Below are 18,365 nucleotides of genomic sequence, written 5' to 3'. Positions count from 1 at the left end.
GGATCGTCAACGGCCATCCAAACAGCAACATCGATGAGCTGCTTCCGTGGGCCTATTGCCGTCACGACCTCAAAGCCGTGGCCTGAGAACGACGCTTACTCATAAGTGCACGCCTGCCGCAGCAGAAACCGTCAACATGGCATTGACAGTTTCTTGCGGGGGAAGACTTCGAGCGGATGCCTGTAGTTGGTTGGCGCTTGACCGTCGCGATCAGGGCAGGTGAGAGACGATCGGCCGCTTGGTTTAGTGGACCGGCAGGGGCGTCCTCATCCTGACGAACTCCGCAAGGGAGCCCACGGTCTCAAAAATCTCACCGCTGAACTCGCTGCCATCGACTTCGAAGCCGAACTGCTCCTCGAGCGAAGTCAGCAGTACGACCACGGCAAAGGAATCAAGCTCGGGCATGCTGCCGAACAGGGGCGTCGACGCGTCGAGCGTGCTGGCCCGGTCCTCGATGCCGAGCGTCTTCACGATAACGGCTTTGACGGCTTCAAACGTGCGATCATCAATATTCATTTTGTTCTCCAATTGCTCAAGCCTATACAAGCACTTCAACCGGCGGCGGGTGTCCAAGGAAAGCAGTGGGGCTGGCTGTTAACCCGTAGGCGCCGGCCTGAAACAGAACGATCAAATCGCCAATTTCGGCTCGCGGCAAGCTGACGTTGTCCCCGAGCAAATCCAGCGGGGTGCACAGACAGCCGACGACGTTCACAACTTCCTCGGCTTCATTGCCAAGCCGGTTACCGACCGCGATCGGATAATTTCGCCGGATCACCTGTCCAAAATTGCCGGACGCGGCGAGTTGATGGTGCAGTCCGCCGTCGACCACCAGGTATTGGCGTCCCCGCGACTCCTTGCGATCGACGACGCGGGTGACGTAGACGCCGCACTCGCCGACAATGTAGCGGCCGAGCTCGATGACCACTCGTGCCTCGGGCAACTGTGGCTCGATGGCAGTCTCGAGTAGCTCCGCGAGGTTGCCGGCGATGGCCGACAGCTCCAACGGGTGATCCTTGTCAAAATAGGGAATGCCGAATCCGCCGCCGAGGTTAACGTAGCGGATCGGCGGCGACTTCCGGGCCAACTCCAGAATGAGATCAACTGTGCGGCGTTGCGCCGAGCAAATGAGATCTGCGCTCAAGTTCTGGGACCCGGCGAAGACATGGAATCCCAGAAACTCGACGTCCGCGGCCGCGATGTCGGCGAGCAGAGATGGCACCTTTTCGGCATCGATGCCGAACTGCTGCGGACCCCCGCCCATGCGCATACCTGAACCCTTCACCTCGAAGTCCGGGTTCACGCGGACTGCGATCCGCGGGCGCACCCCTAGCCGCTCGCCGGCCTTGATGACTCGCGCAACCTCGGTGGCCGATTCGATTTCGATGATGACACCCGAGGCAACGGCCTGCGCTATGCTTGCCTCGTTCTTGCCGGGGCCGGCAAAACTGACATTGGCCGGGCGCATCGGCGTGTCGAGCGCCGTTCGCATCTCGGATGCCGACGCGACGTCGAAGGCGTCCACCAGCGTCGCGAGATGCTGCGCCACCGCAGGCATTGGATTGGCCTTGATTGCGTAGCTCAACTTGATGCGCCGCGGTAGCGTTGACCTGAGCAGTTTGACCCGATCGGTGAGCAACGCGCGATCATACGCGAAGAACGGCGTGGAGCCGACCCGCTCGGCCAGCCGAGTGAGTGGGACGCCACCGACGGCGAGTTGACCCTCGATCTGGCCAAACGCGGCTATGGTTGGTCGCAGGGCCAAGAGGCAAACTCCTTTCTCAGCATGGCGCGGTCGAACTTGCCATTTGGCGATCGCGGGATTTCATCCCGGATGATGACGGCCGAGGGCACCATGTAGAGCGGCAATCTGCGCTTCATTGCGGCGATGATGGCGGTATGATCGGTGCCATTCGCTCCAGTAGGGCTCGCGACAAGCAGGATGCGCTGGCCAAGATTGCCATCCTCCACGCCGAGCGCCACCGCATCGCGAACGAGCCCGGTCGCGTAGGCCTCATCCTCGATTTCGGTCGGGCTTATTCGGTAGCCGGAGGTCTTGATCATCTCGTCCTTGCGTCCGACGAAGTAAAGGAAGCCCTCGTCGTCGGTCACCACGGCGTCGCCGGACCAGACTGCGATCTCGGGCGTTCGCCATGAGGCATCCCGTCCCGGCGCCGGCCGGAATCGTGCGGCCGTGCGCTCCGGGTCGTTCCAGTAACCCATCGCAACTAGGGCGCCGCGGTGAACCAGCTCACCTTCTTCACCCGGATCGCACCTGGTGCCGTCGGGCCGAACCACGAGGATCTCGGCATTCGGAATCGCTTTGCCGATGGAGCCGGGCCGGCGATCGATCTCCGCTGGCTCGAGGTAGGTGGAGCGGAATGCTTCGGTCAGGCCGTACATCAGATACGGCTTGGCTTGCGGGAAGTGGGCCCGCAGCTTGTCAAGGACAGGCTTGGGCATCTTCCCGCCGGTGTTTGCGAAGTATCGCATGGTTCGCGTGGCCTCGGGGGACCAGTCCTGCTCGGCGATCTGGATCCACAGCGGCGGCACACAGGTCAGGCCTGTGACGCCATGCCGGGCGCAGAGCCGCGCGACGTCGCCGGGCAGGAGGTAGTTCATGAGCACCACGTGCGCACCGACGCTGAAGGCGGTGGTGAGTTGGCTAAATCCGGCATCGAAGCTTAATGGCAGAGCGGCCAGGATGACGTCGTTGGCATTGTTCCCAAGATATTGGCTCACGCTCTCGGCGCCAACGATCAGGTTTCGGTGACTGAGCACGACGCCTTTGGGTTTGCCCGTGCTGCCCGACGTGTAGAGGATCGCAGCCATATCGAGATCAATGGCGGCGTTTCCTGTCGGGCCCTGATCTTCAGAAGCAGACGACTGCGGCCAGCGGTGGATCGCCGCTCCTATGTTACGCGAGATATTGTGCGGTCCGGCGTCAACGAGCAGGATGTGCTCGACACTAGGGCTCGTGCTAAGCGCATCGCCAAGGAACTCCAGCCGTTCGGAGGAGGTAACCAGCACGCGCGCGCCACTGTCGGCGAGGATGTGTGCGATCTGGTGAGCACGCAGAAGGGGATTGATTGGCACGAAGGTCCCGCCGGCTGCGGAAGTGCCGAATATTGCCGCGACCGTCTCGATACGCTTCTCCAGAAACACCGCCACGCGCTGCTCCCGCTCGAGGCCGTGGCTGGCGAGCTTTGCGGCCACTGAGCAAGCCTGCTGCCACAACTCCGCGTAGCTCAAGGTCGTGCTTCTATATGTCAGCGCCGGCGCCTCTGGATGTGAGGCGGCGCGATGTTGGAGCAGGTGATGCAAACTCGTCCGTATCATCGTTTGACCCATGTCCGACCCGCCTGTTCCGTTCACCACGTTACGCAGGTGAGTTCACTATAGAGGTCGTCGATCTGCTCCGGGCGCAAGGTCGCGCTCCGAAACATTTTTGGTCTCGGCGACTTCAGCATGATCGATCGCCTCGGGCGATCGCCTACGACGCGCAGCTCCGTCAGCGTCGCCAGGATCCCGTGGCGAAGCAGCAGATGGCGCGCGACGTACATTGCGACCTTGTGAAACAGCTTTCGATTGCCGACGTACAAGATCGCAGCAAACACTGGAAGGTTCTTGCGCCGGACCCTGCGGAACATGACGTAGCAGGTCGAATTGCCTTCAACGACCACGATATGATGTGCCGCAGCCGCGCGCGCGTGGTCGCGATAGATCTCCAGGTCGCGATCATGCAGAGTACGCTCGATTTCCTGCGGCTCGGAGATGACGCGCACCCGCTGTGATACGAGCGGAAATGGCAGATTCGGGACAAGGGCGGTCGTCGCATCCAGGTGGGAGAACTTCAGCCGGAGATTGAGCGGTATCACGTTTCCGCTCGGCGAGAGATCAGTGAAATGGTAGCCCTTCTGCGCGAGCAGTGCGTTGAGCAACAACACGCTGCGCGTTCGGTATTCGTCAAGCACGCACCAGGCGGCAAGATTGCAGAACCGCTCGGTTTGGCCATCTATTCTCCGCTCGGAATAGAACGCCAGATAAGCGCCGACGATCCGTTCGCCTGCACGCAGCAGGAAGCCATGGTTTGGCGGGCTGCACCTCCATGGCGGGGTGATTGCGGCCTCCCACTCGGCGCTTGTGATGCGCGTATTCAGCTCGGCATGCAGAAACTTCGCCACCGCTGGTACATCCGCGAAGGTGATAGGATGGATCACTGCCGCGGCCGCCGATTTGTTCGACATCGAACTGTTTAGCGGATGCATCACTTCGGACTGCTGCAGCTGCGTGGGAATATCTCGAAAACTGTGGAGCTTGCTGGTCGTCGATGAACGGGGCGGCTGGTTCATGACTGCTTGGGTCGCCTGTAGGTTACGAACGGTCTGAGAGCAGATTTCTGATCCGCCGAAAATGATCTGTGGTTCTTCAGCCTCCTCTTCAATGCGGAAAGGTATGGCGCCCAGGCATAGGCGCCGTTGTACTTCAGAAAAAACTCCAGACGCCCGTCGAACGGATCAACCTTCACGCGCCCTCTGACCAAGTCAGAACCAGTCGTATCCACGGGGGCGGGGGTGGTGGTGAAGACGGCTTCATAGCCAGCCGTTCTGCACAGATCGATCGTTGAGGAATCATGATCGCCGTAAGGAAGGGCGAATAGACGAACATCTTGTGTCGTCAGGTCTTCAAGCTCGTGACGCGAGCCCTCGATCTCTTCCCGGGCATCTCCAGGAGCCAAACGCGAGAGGCGAGGGTGGGTGCGGGAGTGAGCCCCAACGGTGACAAGCGCCGATGGCAGCGTTGCGATCTGTTCGGCCGACATCACAGTCTCGATGGAGTCGGGGCTGCCATCTTCCATCGACCAAGGTGGAGGCCCGCCCAACGTGCCGGTTGGAACAAAAATTGTCGAATGAAACCCGCGTGCGGTAAGCGCCGGCAAAGCATTCTTGGCGACGCTGACATACGCGTCGTCAAATGTAATCGCGACGTTGGCTTTACCCGAAGGCAAGCTCCCACGGTGCGATGCCGGTGAGACCTGAGCCTTGCGTCGGATCGACTCCAATTGGCGTACGAAATTCGATCGATAGGCGTCGGGTATGCCGTGATAGTAGAGGATGACCAGCTTGGGGGCCGGCGAACGTCCTGCTAGTCCCAGCACAAATCGTGACAGTCCTCGCGCCAGATAATAGAGCAGGCTGATTGTTAGCTTCGTTGTGCGCTTGGCGCTTGGACCGACTGAGATGTCACGCCTGACCAGCGGCGGCTTCCGGGCGGGCCCAGCGGGCGGGGCTTCAGCGCGAGCCGGCTGTACACTTCCGCCTAGACCGGTATTTGAGCTGGGCACTGCGGTCAGGCCGATCCAGCTACCTGGTAGAGAGTTCGTCCACACTCCGGCCATCCACTATATGCTCGTTTGACAATTGAAATTATATCAAAATAAATAAATACACGCGAGTTAAATTTTAATATAAGCGTATTTACCATAATAATCGAATTCTTGGTTTTCGTAACTCCAAGCGTTTGGCTGTGCAAGGGATTTTTCGAGTAAAGTGGCTTGACTGCAGCGAGGTTGATCGCCGGCGTGTCAGTTAAGCGCGAATTACGTTGCGCGATATCGGTGATGTCCTAATCTATTTCAAAGTTTATTGTGCAATATTATGATTTGATCCGTGGCCTTGCAAAGTACGGCGCGCGCCACGCGGTAATAAAAGCGGCATGAAGGCTATGGCAAGGTCACCTCTAAGTTCCGCTCGAATCCAGCTAGCTCGTCGCGGGCGGCAGCTGACGAATATCTTGTTGGCAGAAGGCCACCAGGGACTCGCTGAACGGGTCAGAACCGCAGCCGCAACGTGGATGCGCCCCAAGCGAATTGCCTGGCCTGTGCTGCCCGAAGACATCTTGGCCGCCGACCTCAGTCGACCCCTCCCAAGATCGATACCCAGAATGAGATCGGGTGAACCGATTTCAATTAACTGGGTGACGACGCCGACGGGACCCGGATCCGGAGGCCATACAACCTGTTTTAGGATCATCAAGTATCTTGACAAAGCCGGGTACGACAATCGGATCTTTTTCTATCACATTCATGGCGCCGACCAGAAGTATTTCGAGGGCGTCGCGCGCGAACACTACGGGCTGACGTGTCCGATAAGTGATATTCGCAATGGAATGCCGGACGCTGACGCGGTGGTCGCGACAAGTTGGCCAACTGCCTATGTCGCGTTCAATGCGGCCTGTGCCGGGAAGCGTTTCTATTTTGTCCAGGACTTCGAACCATATTTCGAGCCTGTCGGCGCGTACAGCGTGATCGCAGAGAATACTTACCGAATGGGATTCCATGGCATCACAGCGGGAGCGTGGCTGGCGCAAAAGCTCTCGCGTGAGTACGGCATGGATGCGGACCATTTTCCGTTCGGCTGTGATACGTCACGCTACCATCGTGACCCGGTGTCCCGACGTTCAGGAGTCGCATTTTATGTGAGAACCGGAACGCCCCGGCGCGGGACCGAGCTCGGGCTGTTAGCTCTCGAGCTATTCGCCAAACGGCAACCCCATGCCCAGATACATTTGTTTGGTGAGAAGTTGGAGGGCCTGACCTTCAACTGCATCAACCATGGCTTGGTGAGCCCAGCCAAGCTCAACGAGATATATAATCAGTGTTTCGCGGGAATCTGCTTGTCTTTTACCAATGTGTCCCTGGTTCCGCATGAAATGCTCGCCGCAGGTTGCGTTCCGGTCGTCAATGATGCCGAGCACAATCGCATCGTGCTCGACAATCCGTACGTCCGCTACACATCTCCAACTCCTCACGCCTTGGCTTCGGCTTTGGAAGACCTCATGCAGATGGCCGATTTCAATGCTCTGTCACAGATCGCTGCGGAGAGCGTCAAATCAACGACGTGGGACGATGCAGCAGCGGCAGTCGACGCGGCTTTCAGGCGAGCCTTGAACGCGTCACGGCAAACGCAAGTCCTGGAAAGCTGTCTCGCGACGGTCGATTAGCACCGCCGCCTTGTGCCCGGCGGGCCGAACCTCTCAGCTCCCCCCGTCAGTGTTGCAGGGTTGCGTGCGTACGATCGTTGCCTGTTGGTTCGACGCGTCGATAGTCACTATCTGCGCATCCCATCCGTTGACTGCCGAGCACCTCACGTCGATCGGGCGATATCCCCACGAGCCTTGGACGATGCGCAGACCAAGCACTGAGCCCGGCGTTCCTAGTCGAAAAGGTGCGCCGCCTCCTTGAACAAGCAGCCCGTCAATTTCGACGGATTCATTACCCTGGCTGTGTGGATAGAAGAAGGGGGCGGTGCCACCGCATGTACCAACTTCGACCATATGCAGCGTCACATTGCGGACTGTCAGCGCCGCTCCGTCATAGCCCTGGATCCCGTCGCCGTGCCAGTCGCGACACATCTCAGGAGAGGTGACCTTGACGTAGCTGTCCTCGATCCTGACGGCCGCGCAGCCACGGGACCGCCCGCCAACGCGGAAGCCTTCCGGCAGCCCATCGATCTTCACGCGACGTGCTATGTATCCACCGGTCGCTACCGCGGGCGCGTCGGCGTCAGTCGTCGTCTGGCCTGGCGCACGCACGAGAGAGACATCCTCAAGGAGGAGCCCGTTGTTGCACTTGCCGTTTGTCTCGTTGAGGATATGACCGCCCTGGATTTCGACCCGCCGCACTGTAACATCGTCGGCAGCGATGATGAGGTCGGCGTTCACTAGCCGCACATCCTCCAACACGGCGCCGCGCTTCGAGATCCGTACTGTCCTGGTGTAGGTTGTGGCCGGCTTCCAATCGAGGGGCACGCCGGTCGTCGACGGACCTGGAAATGAAGTTCTGGCCTGCGGCCGAGCAGGCACTTCTTCACCGATTGCTGCGGAGGTGAGCATTAAGATCGTTGCCGCGATGCCCGCGCCTATCGTCCGTGCAGTGCGGCCGTGGAGACGGTCTGCCGTGCGGGCTGCAATGGCAAACATCCTGTTCCTCCTCTTGAACTGACCAGACCGCCGGGAGCGTGGAATCGGATTAGGACCCGTCGGCGCCGTCCCTCGGCGTCTGTGCGTGTCGACCCCCGCTCTGGGCCCGTTGCGATCAGCCATGCGAGCATCTGTATTTGTCGGCAGCGTCACAATCTTGTGTCAGTATCCGTGCCGGAACACCAACCGCGATCGCCCCGGATGGAATGTCGGTCAGGACGACGGCGTTGGCGCCCACCGTCGCGCTTGAGCCGATCTCGATGGGTCCCAGCACGCGACATCCGGCCCCGAAGAACACGTTGTCCCCTACGGTCGGCCAGCGCAACGGCTTAAGGCGGCCCAACGTCACACTACCCATAATTGAAACATTCGTGCCCATGGATTCCACGACGATCACGCAACCGACCGGATGGGCGATGTACAGTCCTCCCCCGATCCTCGCGCCCGGCACCAACTCAAGTCCGTAAAGTCTCAGCAGGCGACGCTTCAGAATGCCAGGCAGCAACTTCACCTTCCGGCGATGCATTAGTGTGGCAAGCCGGAACCACGCCATCGCTCGCAGAGGGGGATGCCGAAAGAGCAGCTTGAGGAGCAACAGGGGTGTGAGCTCGCTCCTATTGGCAACATCCTCGGGACGGATCCAACGACACGCGTCCATCTGAAGTAAATCGAAGGCACCGCGCAGCGCTCCGTCGTCGTAAGCATGAAGCGCGGCCTCCGCAACGTCTTGCGTCGTCACCGGTCGAACCCCCTCGGATGCCGTTACAGATTGTTTACGGACGTAAGTCGGGGCGTTGATGATGCGCTTCGCCATCTACCGATCAATTCCACCTCTGGGGCTGCTGGCCGGTCTTCCTGCGCGACAGCAGATTGCCATCAGTCGTCATTGCCGATCGAGGTTCTTTGGTGTCCATCAACCATGCACCACTTCCCAGGACGAACATGAACCACGCATAAATTCCGTGCGAAAAGTGAATAGTGATGCCCACGAACAAGAATGTGATGAGGGAAATCAAGTATGCCACACGGCAAATCTCGACCGTTCTGTCTGCGCTCTTAGCGTTAGTGACCGCAACCATCGTGTAAATACAGGATCCCAGCAGCAGGACGAGGGCGGGAATCCCGTGCCTCATGGCGGTCAATAGCCAGAAGTTGTCCACACTGTCAGATGCCATCCACCTAGGCCGCTCCCAATCTGCCAGACCTATTCCAAGCAATGGATGATTAAGCACCGAGGCACTTCCGTAATCCCAGATCGCGACACGGTACCACCCGGTCTGAGGATCGAACGTGAAGTGCGAGATGAAGAACTTGGCCGCTCCTTGATTGGAGCCAAACTGGGCAGCCAAGACGCCTACGGCGACGATACTCCAGAGTATCATCCACTTGCTGCTATTGCGCCGAAGAAGCCCGGCATATGCCATCAGCACGACTTGGAATACGAGACATGAGATCGGCGCCGACGACATCGACAAGAAGGCGGTGGCCGCCACCATCACGGTCAGGAGCCATCGTGAAGCAAAGTTGCTGCCATGCCCCCAAGCGAGGTGGGTCAAGGCTACGGTGCTGGTGCAAAAAAGGCCAAATTCGATCGAATGACTAAACGGTCCCTGAACCCGCCAAAAGCCCCACCGGGGAACCATCATCGTAACTTCGACGGTCGGAAAAACGACGCTCAACGTCGATAAGAGCGGCTTGTTTCCTGTGATCCATTCGTAGACAGCAAACGGTGACAGGGCCAAAACAACGATCGCTATTGTTAAGACCATTCCTCTGAAGTCAGCGGCATCGCGAACATAGCGGCGCGCGAGGAGGTAGGCTCCCATCGTTTCTATAAAAAAGATGCCAGACGTTTGAGTGGCAGAAGAGCCATCATGTGCAGCAAACAGGGAAGCTGCAGTCCAAACAGAGTAAAAAAGAAGCGCAAGATCCGGAAGTCTGAAGCCTAGCGCGCCGCGTACCCAACTCAAGAGACAGGGCAGCAGGGTTGCCAGGAGAACGAGTCGATAAGCTGACAAGTTCATCGGTCCCAGAGGAATGATCCATGGGACGGCCAATCCGACCAGGAAAGCGACCACAGCCCAAGGTGGTCGGATCCAGGCTGGTCGGCTTGTCTGCAAAGGGAAGTTGCGTGGTGCAAGGGCGCCCCCTGCTCCTGACAGTACTGAGCGTTGATGTCTTACTGCAAATCCTGCTGTGCCTGCCATCTGGAGACCAATGACCAAACCCTAGCGCGAAGTTTCCGAGACCATATCCAGCCCAATGTACGCTGAATGCACAAGTTGCTATTCGGTTGATTGCTCTTGGATCCCAGGCCTCTCAAGCTGGCGCCAGAGAATGGTCCTTGCGAGTTCGCAATGTTCGACGCGGGTCTCGCATAGGGGAGCTTGACGTCCGGTGCAGTCGTGACTGCCAATTTTGCCCGAATGGATCGCTTGTGAGACGTTGGTTTCCTGGTTTTGACGCATTGCGGCAAAATTCCTCTATTTCAAAATTCGTGATTTCTAAATAGCTCGTCAAAATCGTTTGGCGCGGTGATGTAAGGCTATGCACATGGAAAATATTGATAAAATTCAGTATGCCGCTCAAATGTCTCGCTGTCGAGGCTGATTAATGATTTATGGAATAATAATAGAAATTAAACCTTGATAATTGATAATAACGGAGTTTAATTGAAGATGTTAAGATCAGTTGTCGGAGAAGGTCATGGTCAGTCTTGCCCAGCGCGTGGTGTCCGTCGACACGGAGCCTCTCGGTGTCAAATCGCTTCTTCCCATGAAGAAGATGGCGGAGCACAGCGAGCAGTGGGCCCAGCAATATCGCGACAATCAACCTTTCCCACATATTGGGATCGATGGTTTTTTTGACGAGAATATTATCAGGACTGTGGTTGCGAACTATCCCGGCGAATTTGATGCATCTTGGGATCGGAAGTTCCTCGATGCTGGAGCTTACGAAGAGCAAAAGCTTGGTCTGAATCGGTTGGAGGACTTTCCCCCTTACATTCAGCAATTCGTCAATGCGTTGAATTCGCGCGTCTTCGTTGGGTTTCTGGAGAAGCTTACGGGTATCCAGGGCCTGATACCCGATCCATATCTGTCGGGAGGTGGCCTGCACATGATCCCGCGAGGAGGGCGTCTCGGCATCCATGCGGATTTCAATACGCATCGAGAGCTCAGACTCGATCGCCGGCTCAATCTGTTAGTGTACCTTAATTACGACTGGCAAGAGGAGTGGGGCGGGGCCCTCGAGCTTTGGGACAAGGACGTTAAGTCAAAGGAGAAGGCGTATTTCCCCATCGCCAACCGCATCGTCGTCTTTACAACGACCGACACGGCTTATCACGGCCATCCTGATCCGCTGACAAGTCCAAAGGGAAAGTATCGCCGGTCGATTGCGTTGTATTACTATACGAATGGCCGTCCCGAGGAGGAGAAGTCGGACGAGCATACGACGATATTCAAAATGCGTCCCAACGAAGTCCGTCGACGTAGTGTGCTTGATGTGATGAAGCCCTTCGTTCCACCAATTGTCTGGCAGGTTCCCCGGTTGTTCAGGAAGAAGTAGGGTGATCTGCCTGCCGGCCGATCATGCGTCGGGGGCCGGCCGCGGCTCCCGACATCGCGTAGCGCCAGCACATGGCGCGAATGGCAGGTGATGGCGAACGACGGCGTTACGCGCGCTTCTGATCGATCATGTCAGGATAGCGGACCTGGTCAGCCGGGCGCCGTTGTCCTTGATCCTCATTTTCGATCTTGCCGGACTCCATCACGCGCCGAGCCCGGTTCTCGCCTCATCCGAGTGTTGATGCAAGTCGATATCAGACCTGAAGTGGACGACGACCTCTATACGCCGCGCAGGCGATGACGTCGCCAGAGCATCTTGTGTTTCACCCAATGAATATAGCCGCTTGGCATGATTGGTTGCAGAATCGGCGGCCACCGCGTCCCCAGACGCCGGCGCCATTGTAAGCCCCAATATTCACCGAGAGCATGGGCACTCGGATAAGTCTCCTCGGCGAAGGCCTGCAGATCATCGACGCAAATATGATGAACGCGACGACGATCGTAGGACCAGCAGGCGAGCCAGAGGGCTTCCTTGGCCAGAGCCCGCAGCGCCATCTGCCGCAGTTCTTCCATGTCGCTGATCTTATGTCCGTGCACTTGAAAGACGGCTTCGAATGCGGCTCGCCTCTGCCTGAGATCTGCGATCTTGGAGTTGAACTGGGTTGACTGCATGCTGGCAACGTGCCTGCGATAGTATGCTTGGTCCACTTCGGCCAAATAGGCGATCGATGAGTGCGCTGCAAATCGCAGCCACATCTCCAGGTCGCCGGCATGAGGAAGATCCTCGCGATAGCCCCCGAGCTGCCGCTGGAGCGACGTGCGGACGATGACCTCGGGGGACGAGATGCACGACGTCGCGGACTTGCAGCGCTGAGCAATCCAGTCCCGGCCATCCCAGATATCGACCCGCGGCTTGCCGGTACGGGCCTGCGGCAGCTTGTCGTTCGATTGGAAGTATGGCGCATGTCCATAGACCATGCCGACTTCCGGGTGGTCATCAAGAACTGCTTGGGCCCGCTTTAGTGCGCCAGGCGTGAGGAGATCGTCGGCCGATATCAGAGCGGTGTAGTCTTCGGTCGCGAGGGCCAGTCCCTCGTTGTAGGTCTTGATGTGGCCCTGATTGATCCCGTGGCGAATGAATGTCACCCTGGCATCGTTCGCCAGCGAGGTGCCCACCGCGGGAGTTTCATCGGTCGAGCAATCATCGATGATGATCACCTGTACCTTGACGCCTTGGGAAAGAACGCTCTCAACGCACCCCTTGAGATAATGCGCATAATTATAGCAGGGGATGACAACGCTGAAGGACGTCTCCTTTGTCATTGGCTGACCTCGGCGCGGAGCGTGCTGGCCACCAGCTCGAGGTCTTCGTCCTTCATTTGTGCGTAGATCGGTAACAGGATTGCGCGATCTTGCGCGAGTTCGGACTGATGCAGCTCATGGCGTTGCTTGGCGTTCGAGTAGGGCGGCTCCCGGTGCGAACACATAATGCCACGGCGGGTGGCGATGCCTCGATCGAGCAATTTCTGCATCACCGTCCGTTGGTCCACGTTGCTCGGCAGGCGTACACAATAGCTTTGCCAGTTGGAGCGGGCCCATTCCGGCTCGAACGGCAGGCTCAGGCCCTCGACGTTGCCGAGCAATTCCGAATAGCGCGCGGCGAGGGTCCGCCGGCGGGCTACGATGTCTGGCAGCCTGGTGAGCTGCTTGCGTCCGACCGCGGCCTGGATGTCAGTCATCCGGTAGTTGAAGCCAACGGCAAGATAATCTTCGAAGATGACCTGGGGGGACCCGTGCCGCACCGTGTCCGGGACGCTCATGCCGTGCTGGCGCAGGAGCCTGAATTTGCGGTCGAGCTCGGGATCCGAGGTGGTGAGCATCCCGCCTTCGCCGGTCGTGATCACCTTGCGGGGGTGGAAGGAGAAGCATGCAATCCGGCCATAGGGCTTACCAATTCGATCCCAGCTGCCGTTTACCTGGATCTGACTGCCGGCTGCGCAGGCGGCGTCTTCGATCAAGGCAAGGCCGTGGCGATCGGCGATCGCAACGAGCGCTGCGAGGTCGCAGGGCATCCCCATTTGGTGCACGGCGATGATCGCGCGGGTGCTGGTCGTGATCGCCTCGGCCACGCGCTCTGGATCGATGTTGTAGGTGTCCGGGTCGATGTCGACGAAGACAGGGGTGGCTCCGCAATATCTGACGCAATTGGCGGTCGCGATAAAGGAATGGCTGACCGTGATGACCTCGTCGCCGGGTCCTATATCGAGTGCGACCAGAGCAAGGTGCAAGGCGGTCGTGCAGTTGGAAACGGCGCACGCATGGGGCGCGCCGACCAGCGTCGCAAAGTCGCGTTCGAAAGCTGCGACTTGGGGGCCTTGCGAAACCCAACCGGAAAGCACGGCCTCCCGGGCAGCTTCGGCCTCTTCGTCGGCGAGGAGTGGCAGCGCAATCGGGATCACGAGACGACCGCATCTTGCTGGCGGGCGGCAGAGGTCGACGCGTATTCGGCGCGCCACCATTTCACAAGATCGGCGAGGCCCTGTTCGAGCGGAACGGAGGCTCGGAAACCGAGCTTTTGCTCGGCCTTTTCCGTCGATGCCAGCCGGCGCGGCACGGGATTAATCGAGCGCTCCGGCGCGAACTCAGGCGTCAGGTTGCGATGGCCCATCACCGAAGCAAGCGCATTCGCGAGCTGCACCAGGCTGGTTTCGGTTCCACTGGCGATATTGAAGACGTCATCTGTGACCCGAGACCGGGCTCCGAGAATATTGGCGCGCGCGACGTCGCGAACGTGGACGAAATCCATGGTCTGCTGGCCGTCACCGAATATGATCGGCGGCAGCCCCGCTTCGAGCCGCTCCATCCAGCGGATCAACACTTCGGTGTAGCGGCCGTGGATATCCATCCGCTCGCCGTAGACGTTGAAGTATCGGAACGCGACATAGTCGAGCCCATGCATGTCGTTGAAGGAGCGGAGCAGCCCTTCATTGAAGGCCTTGGCGGCTCCATAAAGGGTGCGGTTGTCGTAGGGGTTTTGCCGCTCGGTGGTCGGAAACGCCTCCGCCATGCCGTAGACGGATGCCGAGGAGGCGGCGATGACCTTCTCGATGTTGTGTTTGACGCACAATTCGAGCAGGTCGAAGGTGGCGTCGACCATAACTTCCTTGGCAAGGCGCGGCTCGGCGGCGCAATGGGTGATGCGCAAGGCCGCCTGGTGGAAGACGATATCGGCCGCCTGTACGAGCGATGCCATCAGCTTGCGGTCCCGTATATCGCCCTGGACCATGCGGACCGGTCCGCGGCTCATCGCCCGCTGGAGATTCTCCGGTCGCCCTCTGATCATGTTGTCGAACGCGACGATCTCGATGCAATTCTCGTCGCATAGGAGGTCAACGATATGTGAGCCGATGAATCCGGCGCCGCCAGTGACCAGAATTCGTTTCCCCTTCAGATCAGCCAAGCCGCTCTCCCTTTGTTGAGTTATTGAGCCAAGCCGAAAACGGCCCTAATGAAGCCGGTCATTCGCCGAGCCTAGGCGGCATCGACGAATGCGGATTTCTCCAACGCTGCTGCCACTTCGTTCACTTGTTCCAAGTGCAGCTCCGGAAAGATCGGAAGCGAGAGGAAACGATTGGCCAAACTTTCGGTGACCGGAAAATCGCCGGTGCGATAGTCGAGATTGGCGTACGCCTTCTGCAGATGGACTGGCACGGGATAATGAATGCCCACGCCGATGCCGGCTTCCTGGAGCGCGCTCAGCACCTCGTCGCGACGGGGCAGGCCAACCGCATAGACGTGGTAGACATGTCGGCTGTGCTCGGGCGGCCGCGGCCTCGCAATAGGAAGCTTCGCCGTGAGACGATCATACTGTACGGCCAGCGATCGGCGCGATTCGGTCCAGGATTCGATGTAGTTCATCTTCACGTTCAGCACCGCGCCCTGGATGCCGTCCATGCGATAATTGTAGCCCGCGACGACGTGATTGTACTTGGCTTCCTGTCCCCAATCGCGCAACAGCGAAACCTTCCGCGCGAGCTCCGGCTGACTCGTCACAATCGCGCCGCCTTCGCCATAAGCTCCGAGATTCTTGCCTGGATAAAAGCTGAAGCAGCCGAAATCACCGATCGACCCTGCGCGCCGTCCCTTGTATTCGGCGCCATGAGCCTGAGCTGCGTCCTCGATCACGATCAGCCCGCGACGCCGCGCGATCTCCATGATCGGATCCATGTCGGCCATCAAGCCGTGCAGATGAACCGGCAGGATCGCCTTGGTCCGTGGCGTGATCGCGGCCTCGATCAGGGCTGGATCCATTGTCCAGGTAACTGGGTCGACGTCGACGAAGACCGGCTTAGCGCCGCTGTACAGCACCGCCGCGGTCGTCGCGACGAAGGTCATCGACACGGTAATGACCTCGTCGCCGGGGCCAACACCGGCCGCGAGCAGGGCCAGATGCAGTGCCGAGGTGCCGCTACTGACCGCGCTGCAATGACTGGTGCTGCAATAGTCGGCAAAACGCTTTTCGAAGGCCGTCACTTCCGGGCCCAACACGAATTGCGTGCTCTCGATCGCACGCGCGACCGCGGCATCGACTTCCGGCTTGATTTGGCGATACTGAGCTTTCAAATCCAAAAACGGTATCAATGTCTTGATCCCTAACTGTCAGGCGTCCGATCTGGCCGCGTCTATTATAAATTTAAATGGATGAATATAATTAAATCAATCGAGAAACAAATAAAATGTATCGTTGTTCGCGGGAGAACGATTTATTGGTAACCGGCACCGGCGAGGCGCGCCGCCTCGATCAGAGGGCCTGCCTTGGAGCTGGGGACGATGCGAGCGGGCACGCCCGCCACGGTCGCGCCGGCCGGAACATCCTTTGTCACCACTGCACCGGCACCGACAATGGCGCCGGCTCCAATGGTTATGCCGCACAGGATTGTCGCATTGGAGCCGATCGACGCTCCCTTGCCGACACGGGTCGGTTCGACGGTCCAATCGGCCGCGCCCTGTGGCCGGCCATCTGCCGTTGTCGCCCTCGGATACTTGTCGTTGGTGAACATGACGCCGTGCCCGATGAACACCTCGTCCGCGATGCTCACGCCTGAGCAGATGAAACTGTGCGATGAGATCTTGCACCGGGCACCGATTTTCGCTTCGGCCTGCACCTCGACAAATGTGCCGAGCCTGGTCTCGTCCCCGATCGAGCAGCCGTAGAGGTTAACAAGATCCGGATGGAATATCCGTACGTCACGACCGAGCTGTACATCTTTTGCAATAGGCATCGCAGCTTCTCCAAACGCTACACGAAAGTCTTAGCATACATCGCGGTCTCCCTGGGCCACCGGGACCGGGACCCGGCCAGTGGAGCGCCAGGCGGTGGACACCAAGCGGGAAACGGGTGCCTTCAGCTCCGGCAGCAGCGGATGCTGTACCGCGAACAGGGCGGCGAGCCACATCGCTGCGACTGCCCCGCAGGCTACGAAAATGCCCGCCACTGGTCCAATCAGGCCGTGCTCGACCAGCGCTGCGCAGATCGCGACCGTTGCGCAGCAGCAGAGGGCGACCATGCCGCTCTTGCGCAGCGCATGAACGAAATCGGTGAACCGCAGATCGAGATGTCGACTGACAAAGGAGATTGCCACGGCGGCCTGGAATGGCAATGTCAGCATTGCCGATCCCGCCACGGCTTCGACGCCAAAGAACGATGCGATAAAGATGATCAGGAGCGACGGCGGCAGCGAGATCAGCGACGACAGCAGCGTGTCGCGGACGCTGCCCGCGGCAACCAGGACGGGGTATGTGAGGCAGGCAGCGAACAGCGAAAGCTGAGCGATGCAGAGCAGGCGGACCAGCGGAACCACCTCCAACCAGGATGGGCCGAGCCAGACGAGAATGATTGGTTTCGCCATCAGAGCCATGAAGATCAGAAACGGCCAATACAGGACAGTCAGAAGCGAGGTCGCGTGGAGATAGAGGCGTTTGAGGTCTGCGCCGGCTTTGGTCTGGGCAAAGATGGCCGGCATGATCACAGGGCTGATTACCTGGATCACGAGCTTGTCGAACACCTGGGTCAGGGTGCAGGCGCGGCTGTAAAGGCCGACAGTCGTGAAATCCAGCATCCGGGCAAGGAACAACTGCGGTGCTGAACTATAGAACACGTTGATGAGGACTACGCCGCTTGAATAGAGGCCGAACCTGACGACCTCGGGGTAGCCCTGCAACGACGGCCGGAAAATGCGTAGATCTCGTCGGTTGCCCATCAGATAGACCGTCTGGACCACACTTCCGGCGATCATTCCCCAGATCGGCGCAAGATAGCTATAGCCCATCTTCGCGAGCGCGATTGATACGCAGACCATCGTGAAATTGCAGGCAAGATTGCTGGCCGCGACGACGCCGAACTGCATGTCCCGACGATACAGCGCGATGATCGTCGTCGAGAACGGGGTAACGATGAAATTGAGGACGGCAACGGCGATACCAGTCGCGGGTCCCTGAGCGCCGAGCGTCGATCCGACAACGCCACCCAGCAGATAGAGAAGAAGCCCGATCGCGACGGACAAGCCAAATGTGATGGTAAAGGCGGTCCTGACGTTAACTTCCGACAGGGATGCTTTCTGAATGAGATAGTTGGCGCCGCCGAATTCCTGGGAAGAGGTCGAGAACACCGACGTGATTGCGAGGACGACTGCATAAATGCCGAACTCCTTGGGAGTCAGCAGTCTCGACAAAATGCCAATCGAGACAAGGAACAGCAGCAGGCTCGCGTAACGCTCGAGCGCCGAAAAGAAAATCGAACGTTGCACAGCGTTCATCGCGAGC

General features: G+C 58.9%; 16 protein-coding genes. 2 read left to right on the top strand and 14 right to left on the bottom strand.

All coding sequences use genetic code 11. From position 1 onward, the window contains the following. Nucleotides 1-243: 243 nt before the first annotated feature. Genes CT676_RS17610 through CT676_RS17590 form a run of 5 tightly spaced genes read right to left on the bottom strand, consistent with a single transcriptional unit; the run spans nt 244 to nt 5,155 of the window. Nucleotides 244-516, bottom strand: a complete 273-nt coding sequence (locus tag CT676_RS17610; RefSeq protein ID WP_135215048.1) for an acyl carrier protein — start codon at nt 514-516, stop codon at nt 244-246. Between the two features lie 22 nt (nt 517-538). Continuing rightward, on the bottom strand, nt 539-1,762 hold the full coding sequence (locus CT676_RS17605; RefSeq protein ID WP_135215047.1) for a pyridoxal-dependent decarboxylase, exosortase A system-associated: 1,224 nt from the start codon (nt 1,760-1,762) through the stop codon (nt 539-541). Beyond that, the gene (locus tag CT676_RS17600; RefSeq protein WP_135215046.1) at nt 1,741-3,348 is read right to left on the bottom strand and encodes an acyl-CoA ligase (AMP-forming), exosortase A system-associated; all 1,608 of its coding nucleotides are present in this window, start codon (nt 3,346-3,348) and stop codon (nt 1,741-1,743) included. Before CT676_RS17600 ends, CT676_RS17605 begins: the two co-directional genes overlap by 22 nt. 20 nt (nt 3,349-3,368) lie before the next feature. Further along, on the bottom strand, nt 3,369-4,349 hold the full coding sequence (locus tag CT676_RS17595) for a hypothetical protein (RefSeq protein ID WP_228411354.1): 981 nt from the start codon (nt 4,347-4,349) through the stop codon (nt 3,369-3,371). Beyond that, entirely contained in the window at nt 4,346-5,155 is an 810-nt protein-coding gene (locus CT676_RS17590; RefSeq protein ID WP_167768074.1) for a polysaccharide deacetylase family protein, read from the bottom strand. Before CT676_RS17590 ends, CT676_RS17595 begins: the two co-directional genes overlap by 4 nt. 785 nt (nt 5,156-5,940) lie before the next feature. Between CT676_RS17590 and CT676_RS17585 the strand changes: the two genes are divergently transcribed. Further along, complete coding sequence (locus CT676_RS17585) at nt 5,941-6,999, top strand: glycosyltransferase family 1 protein (protein WP_225004951.1); 1,059 nt, start codon at nt 5,941-5,943, stop codon at nt 6,997-6,999. A gap of 33 nt (nt 7,000-7,032) precedes the next feature. Here CT676_RS17585 and CT676_RS17580 read toward each other — a convergent pair whose 3' ends face one another. From CT676_RS17580 to CT676_RS17570, 3 genes are all read right to left on the bottom strand, one after another. Further along, nucleotides 7,033-7,977, bottom strand: a complete 945-nt coding sequence (locus CT676_RS17580) for a hypothetical protein (RefSeq protein ID WP_135215044.1) — start codon at nt 7,975-7,977, stop codon at nt 7,033-7,035. Between the two features lie 115 nt (nt 7,978-8,092). Then, nucleotides 8,093-8,791, bottom strand: a complete 699-nt coding sequence (locus tag CT676_RS17575) for a DapH/DapD/GlmU-related protein (protein ID WP_205124600.1) — start codon at nt 8,789-8,791, stop codon at nt 8,093-8,095. A gap of 7 nt (nt 8,792-8,798) precedes the next feature. Then, nucleotides 8,799-9,995: an O-antigen ligase family protein gene (locus CT676_RS17570; protein ID WP_167768073.1), complete on the bottom strand. Its 1,197-nt coding sequence runs from the start codon at nt 9,993-9,995 to the stop codon at nt 8,799-8,801. Between the two features lie 688 nt (nt 9,996-10,683). Between CT676_RS17570 and CT676_RS17565 the strand changes: the two genes are divergently transcribed. After that, the gene (locus CT676_RS17565) at nt 10,684-11,544 is read left to right on the top strand and encodes a 2OG-Fe(II) oxygenase (RefSeq protein ID WP_205124599.1); all 861 of its coding nucleotides are present in this window, start codon (nt 10,684-10,686) and stop codon (nt 11,542-11,544) included. Nucleotides 11,545-11,822: 278 nt separating this feature from the next. Here the strand turns inward: CT676_RS17565 and CT676_RS17560 are convergent, their stop codons facing one another. The 6 genes from CT676_RS17560 to CT676_RS17535 form a co-directional block, all read right to left on the bottom strand. Beyond that, a complete protein-coding gene (locus CT676_RS17560; protein WP_135215042.1) occupies nt 11,823-12,866 on the bottom strand; it encodes a glycosyltransferase in 1,044 nt (347 codons plus the stop codon). Further along, on the bottom strand, nt 12,863-14,002 hold the full coding sequence (locus tag CT676_RS17555; protein ID WP_193560888.1) for a DegT/DnrJ/EryC1/StrS family aminotransferase: 1,140 nt from the start codon (nt 14,000-14,002) through the stop codon (nt 12,863-12,865). Before CT676_RS17555 ends, CT676_RS17560 begins: the two co-directional genes overlap by 4 nt. Then, nucleotides 13,999-14,994: an NAD-dependent epimerase/dehydratase family protein gene (locus tag CT676_RS17550; RefSeq protein ID WP_205124603.1), complete on the bottom strand. Its 996-nt coding sequence runs from the start codon at nt 14,992-14,994 to the stop codon at nt 13,999-14,001. Before CT676_RS17550 ends, CT676_RS17555 begins: the two co-directional genes overlap by 4 nt. A gap of 80 nt (nt 14,995-15,074) precedes the next feature. Continuing rightward, on the bottom strand, nt 15,075-16,184 hold the full coding sequence (locus CT676_RS17545) for a DegT/DnrJ/EryC1/StrS family aminotransferase (protein ID WP_135215039.1): 1,110 nt from the start codon (nt 16,182-16,184) through the stop codon (nt 15,075-15,077). A 122-nt stretch (nt 16,185-16,306) separates the two neighbouring features. Beyond that, the gene (locus CT676_RS17540) at nt 16,307-16,825 is read right to left on the bottom strand and encodes an acyltransferase (protein ID WP_135215038.1); all 519 of its coding nucleotides are present in this window, start codon (nt 16,823-16,825) and stop codon (nt 16,307-16,309) included. A gap of 30 nt (nt 16,826-16,855) precedes the next feature. Continuing rightward, nucleotides 16,856-18,358, bottom strand: a complete 1,503-nt coding sequence (locus tag CT676_RS17535; protein WP_135215037.1) for an oligosaccharide flippase family protein — start codon at nt 18,356-18,358, stop codon at nt 16,856-16,858. Nucleotides 18,359-18,365 lie beyond the last annotated feature (7 nt).

Source organism: Bradyrhizobium sp. MOS001 (genome assembly GCF_004634465.1).
In the GTDB taxonomy this organism is placed as follows: domain Bacteria; phylum Pseudomonadota; class Alphaproteobacteria; order Rhizobiales; family Xanthobacteraceae; genus Bradyrhizobium; species Bradyrhizobium barranii.
The sequence above is the reverse complement of the archived record's forward strand: the minus strand, read 5'-3'. Positions and strand labels throughout refer to the sequence as shown.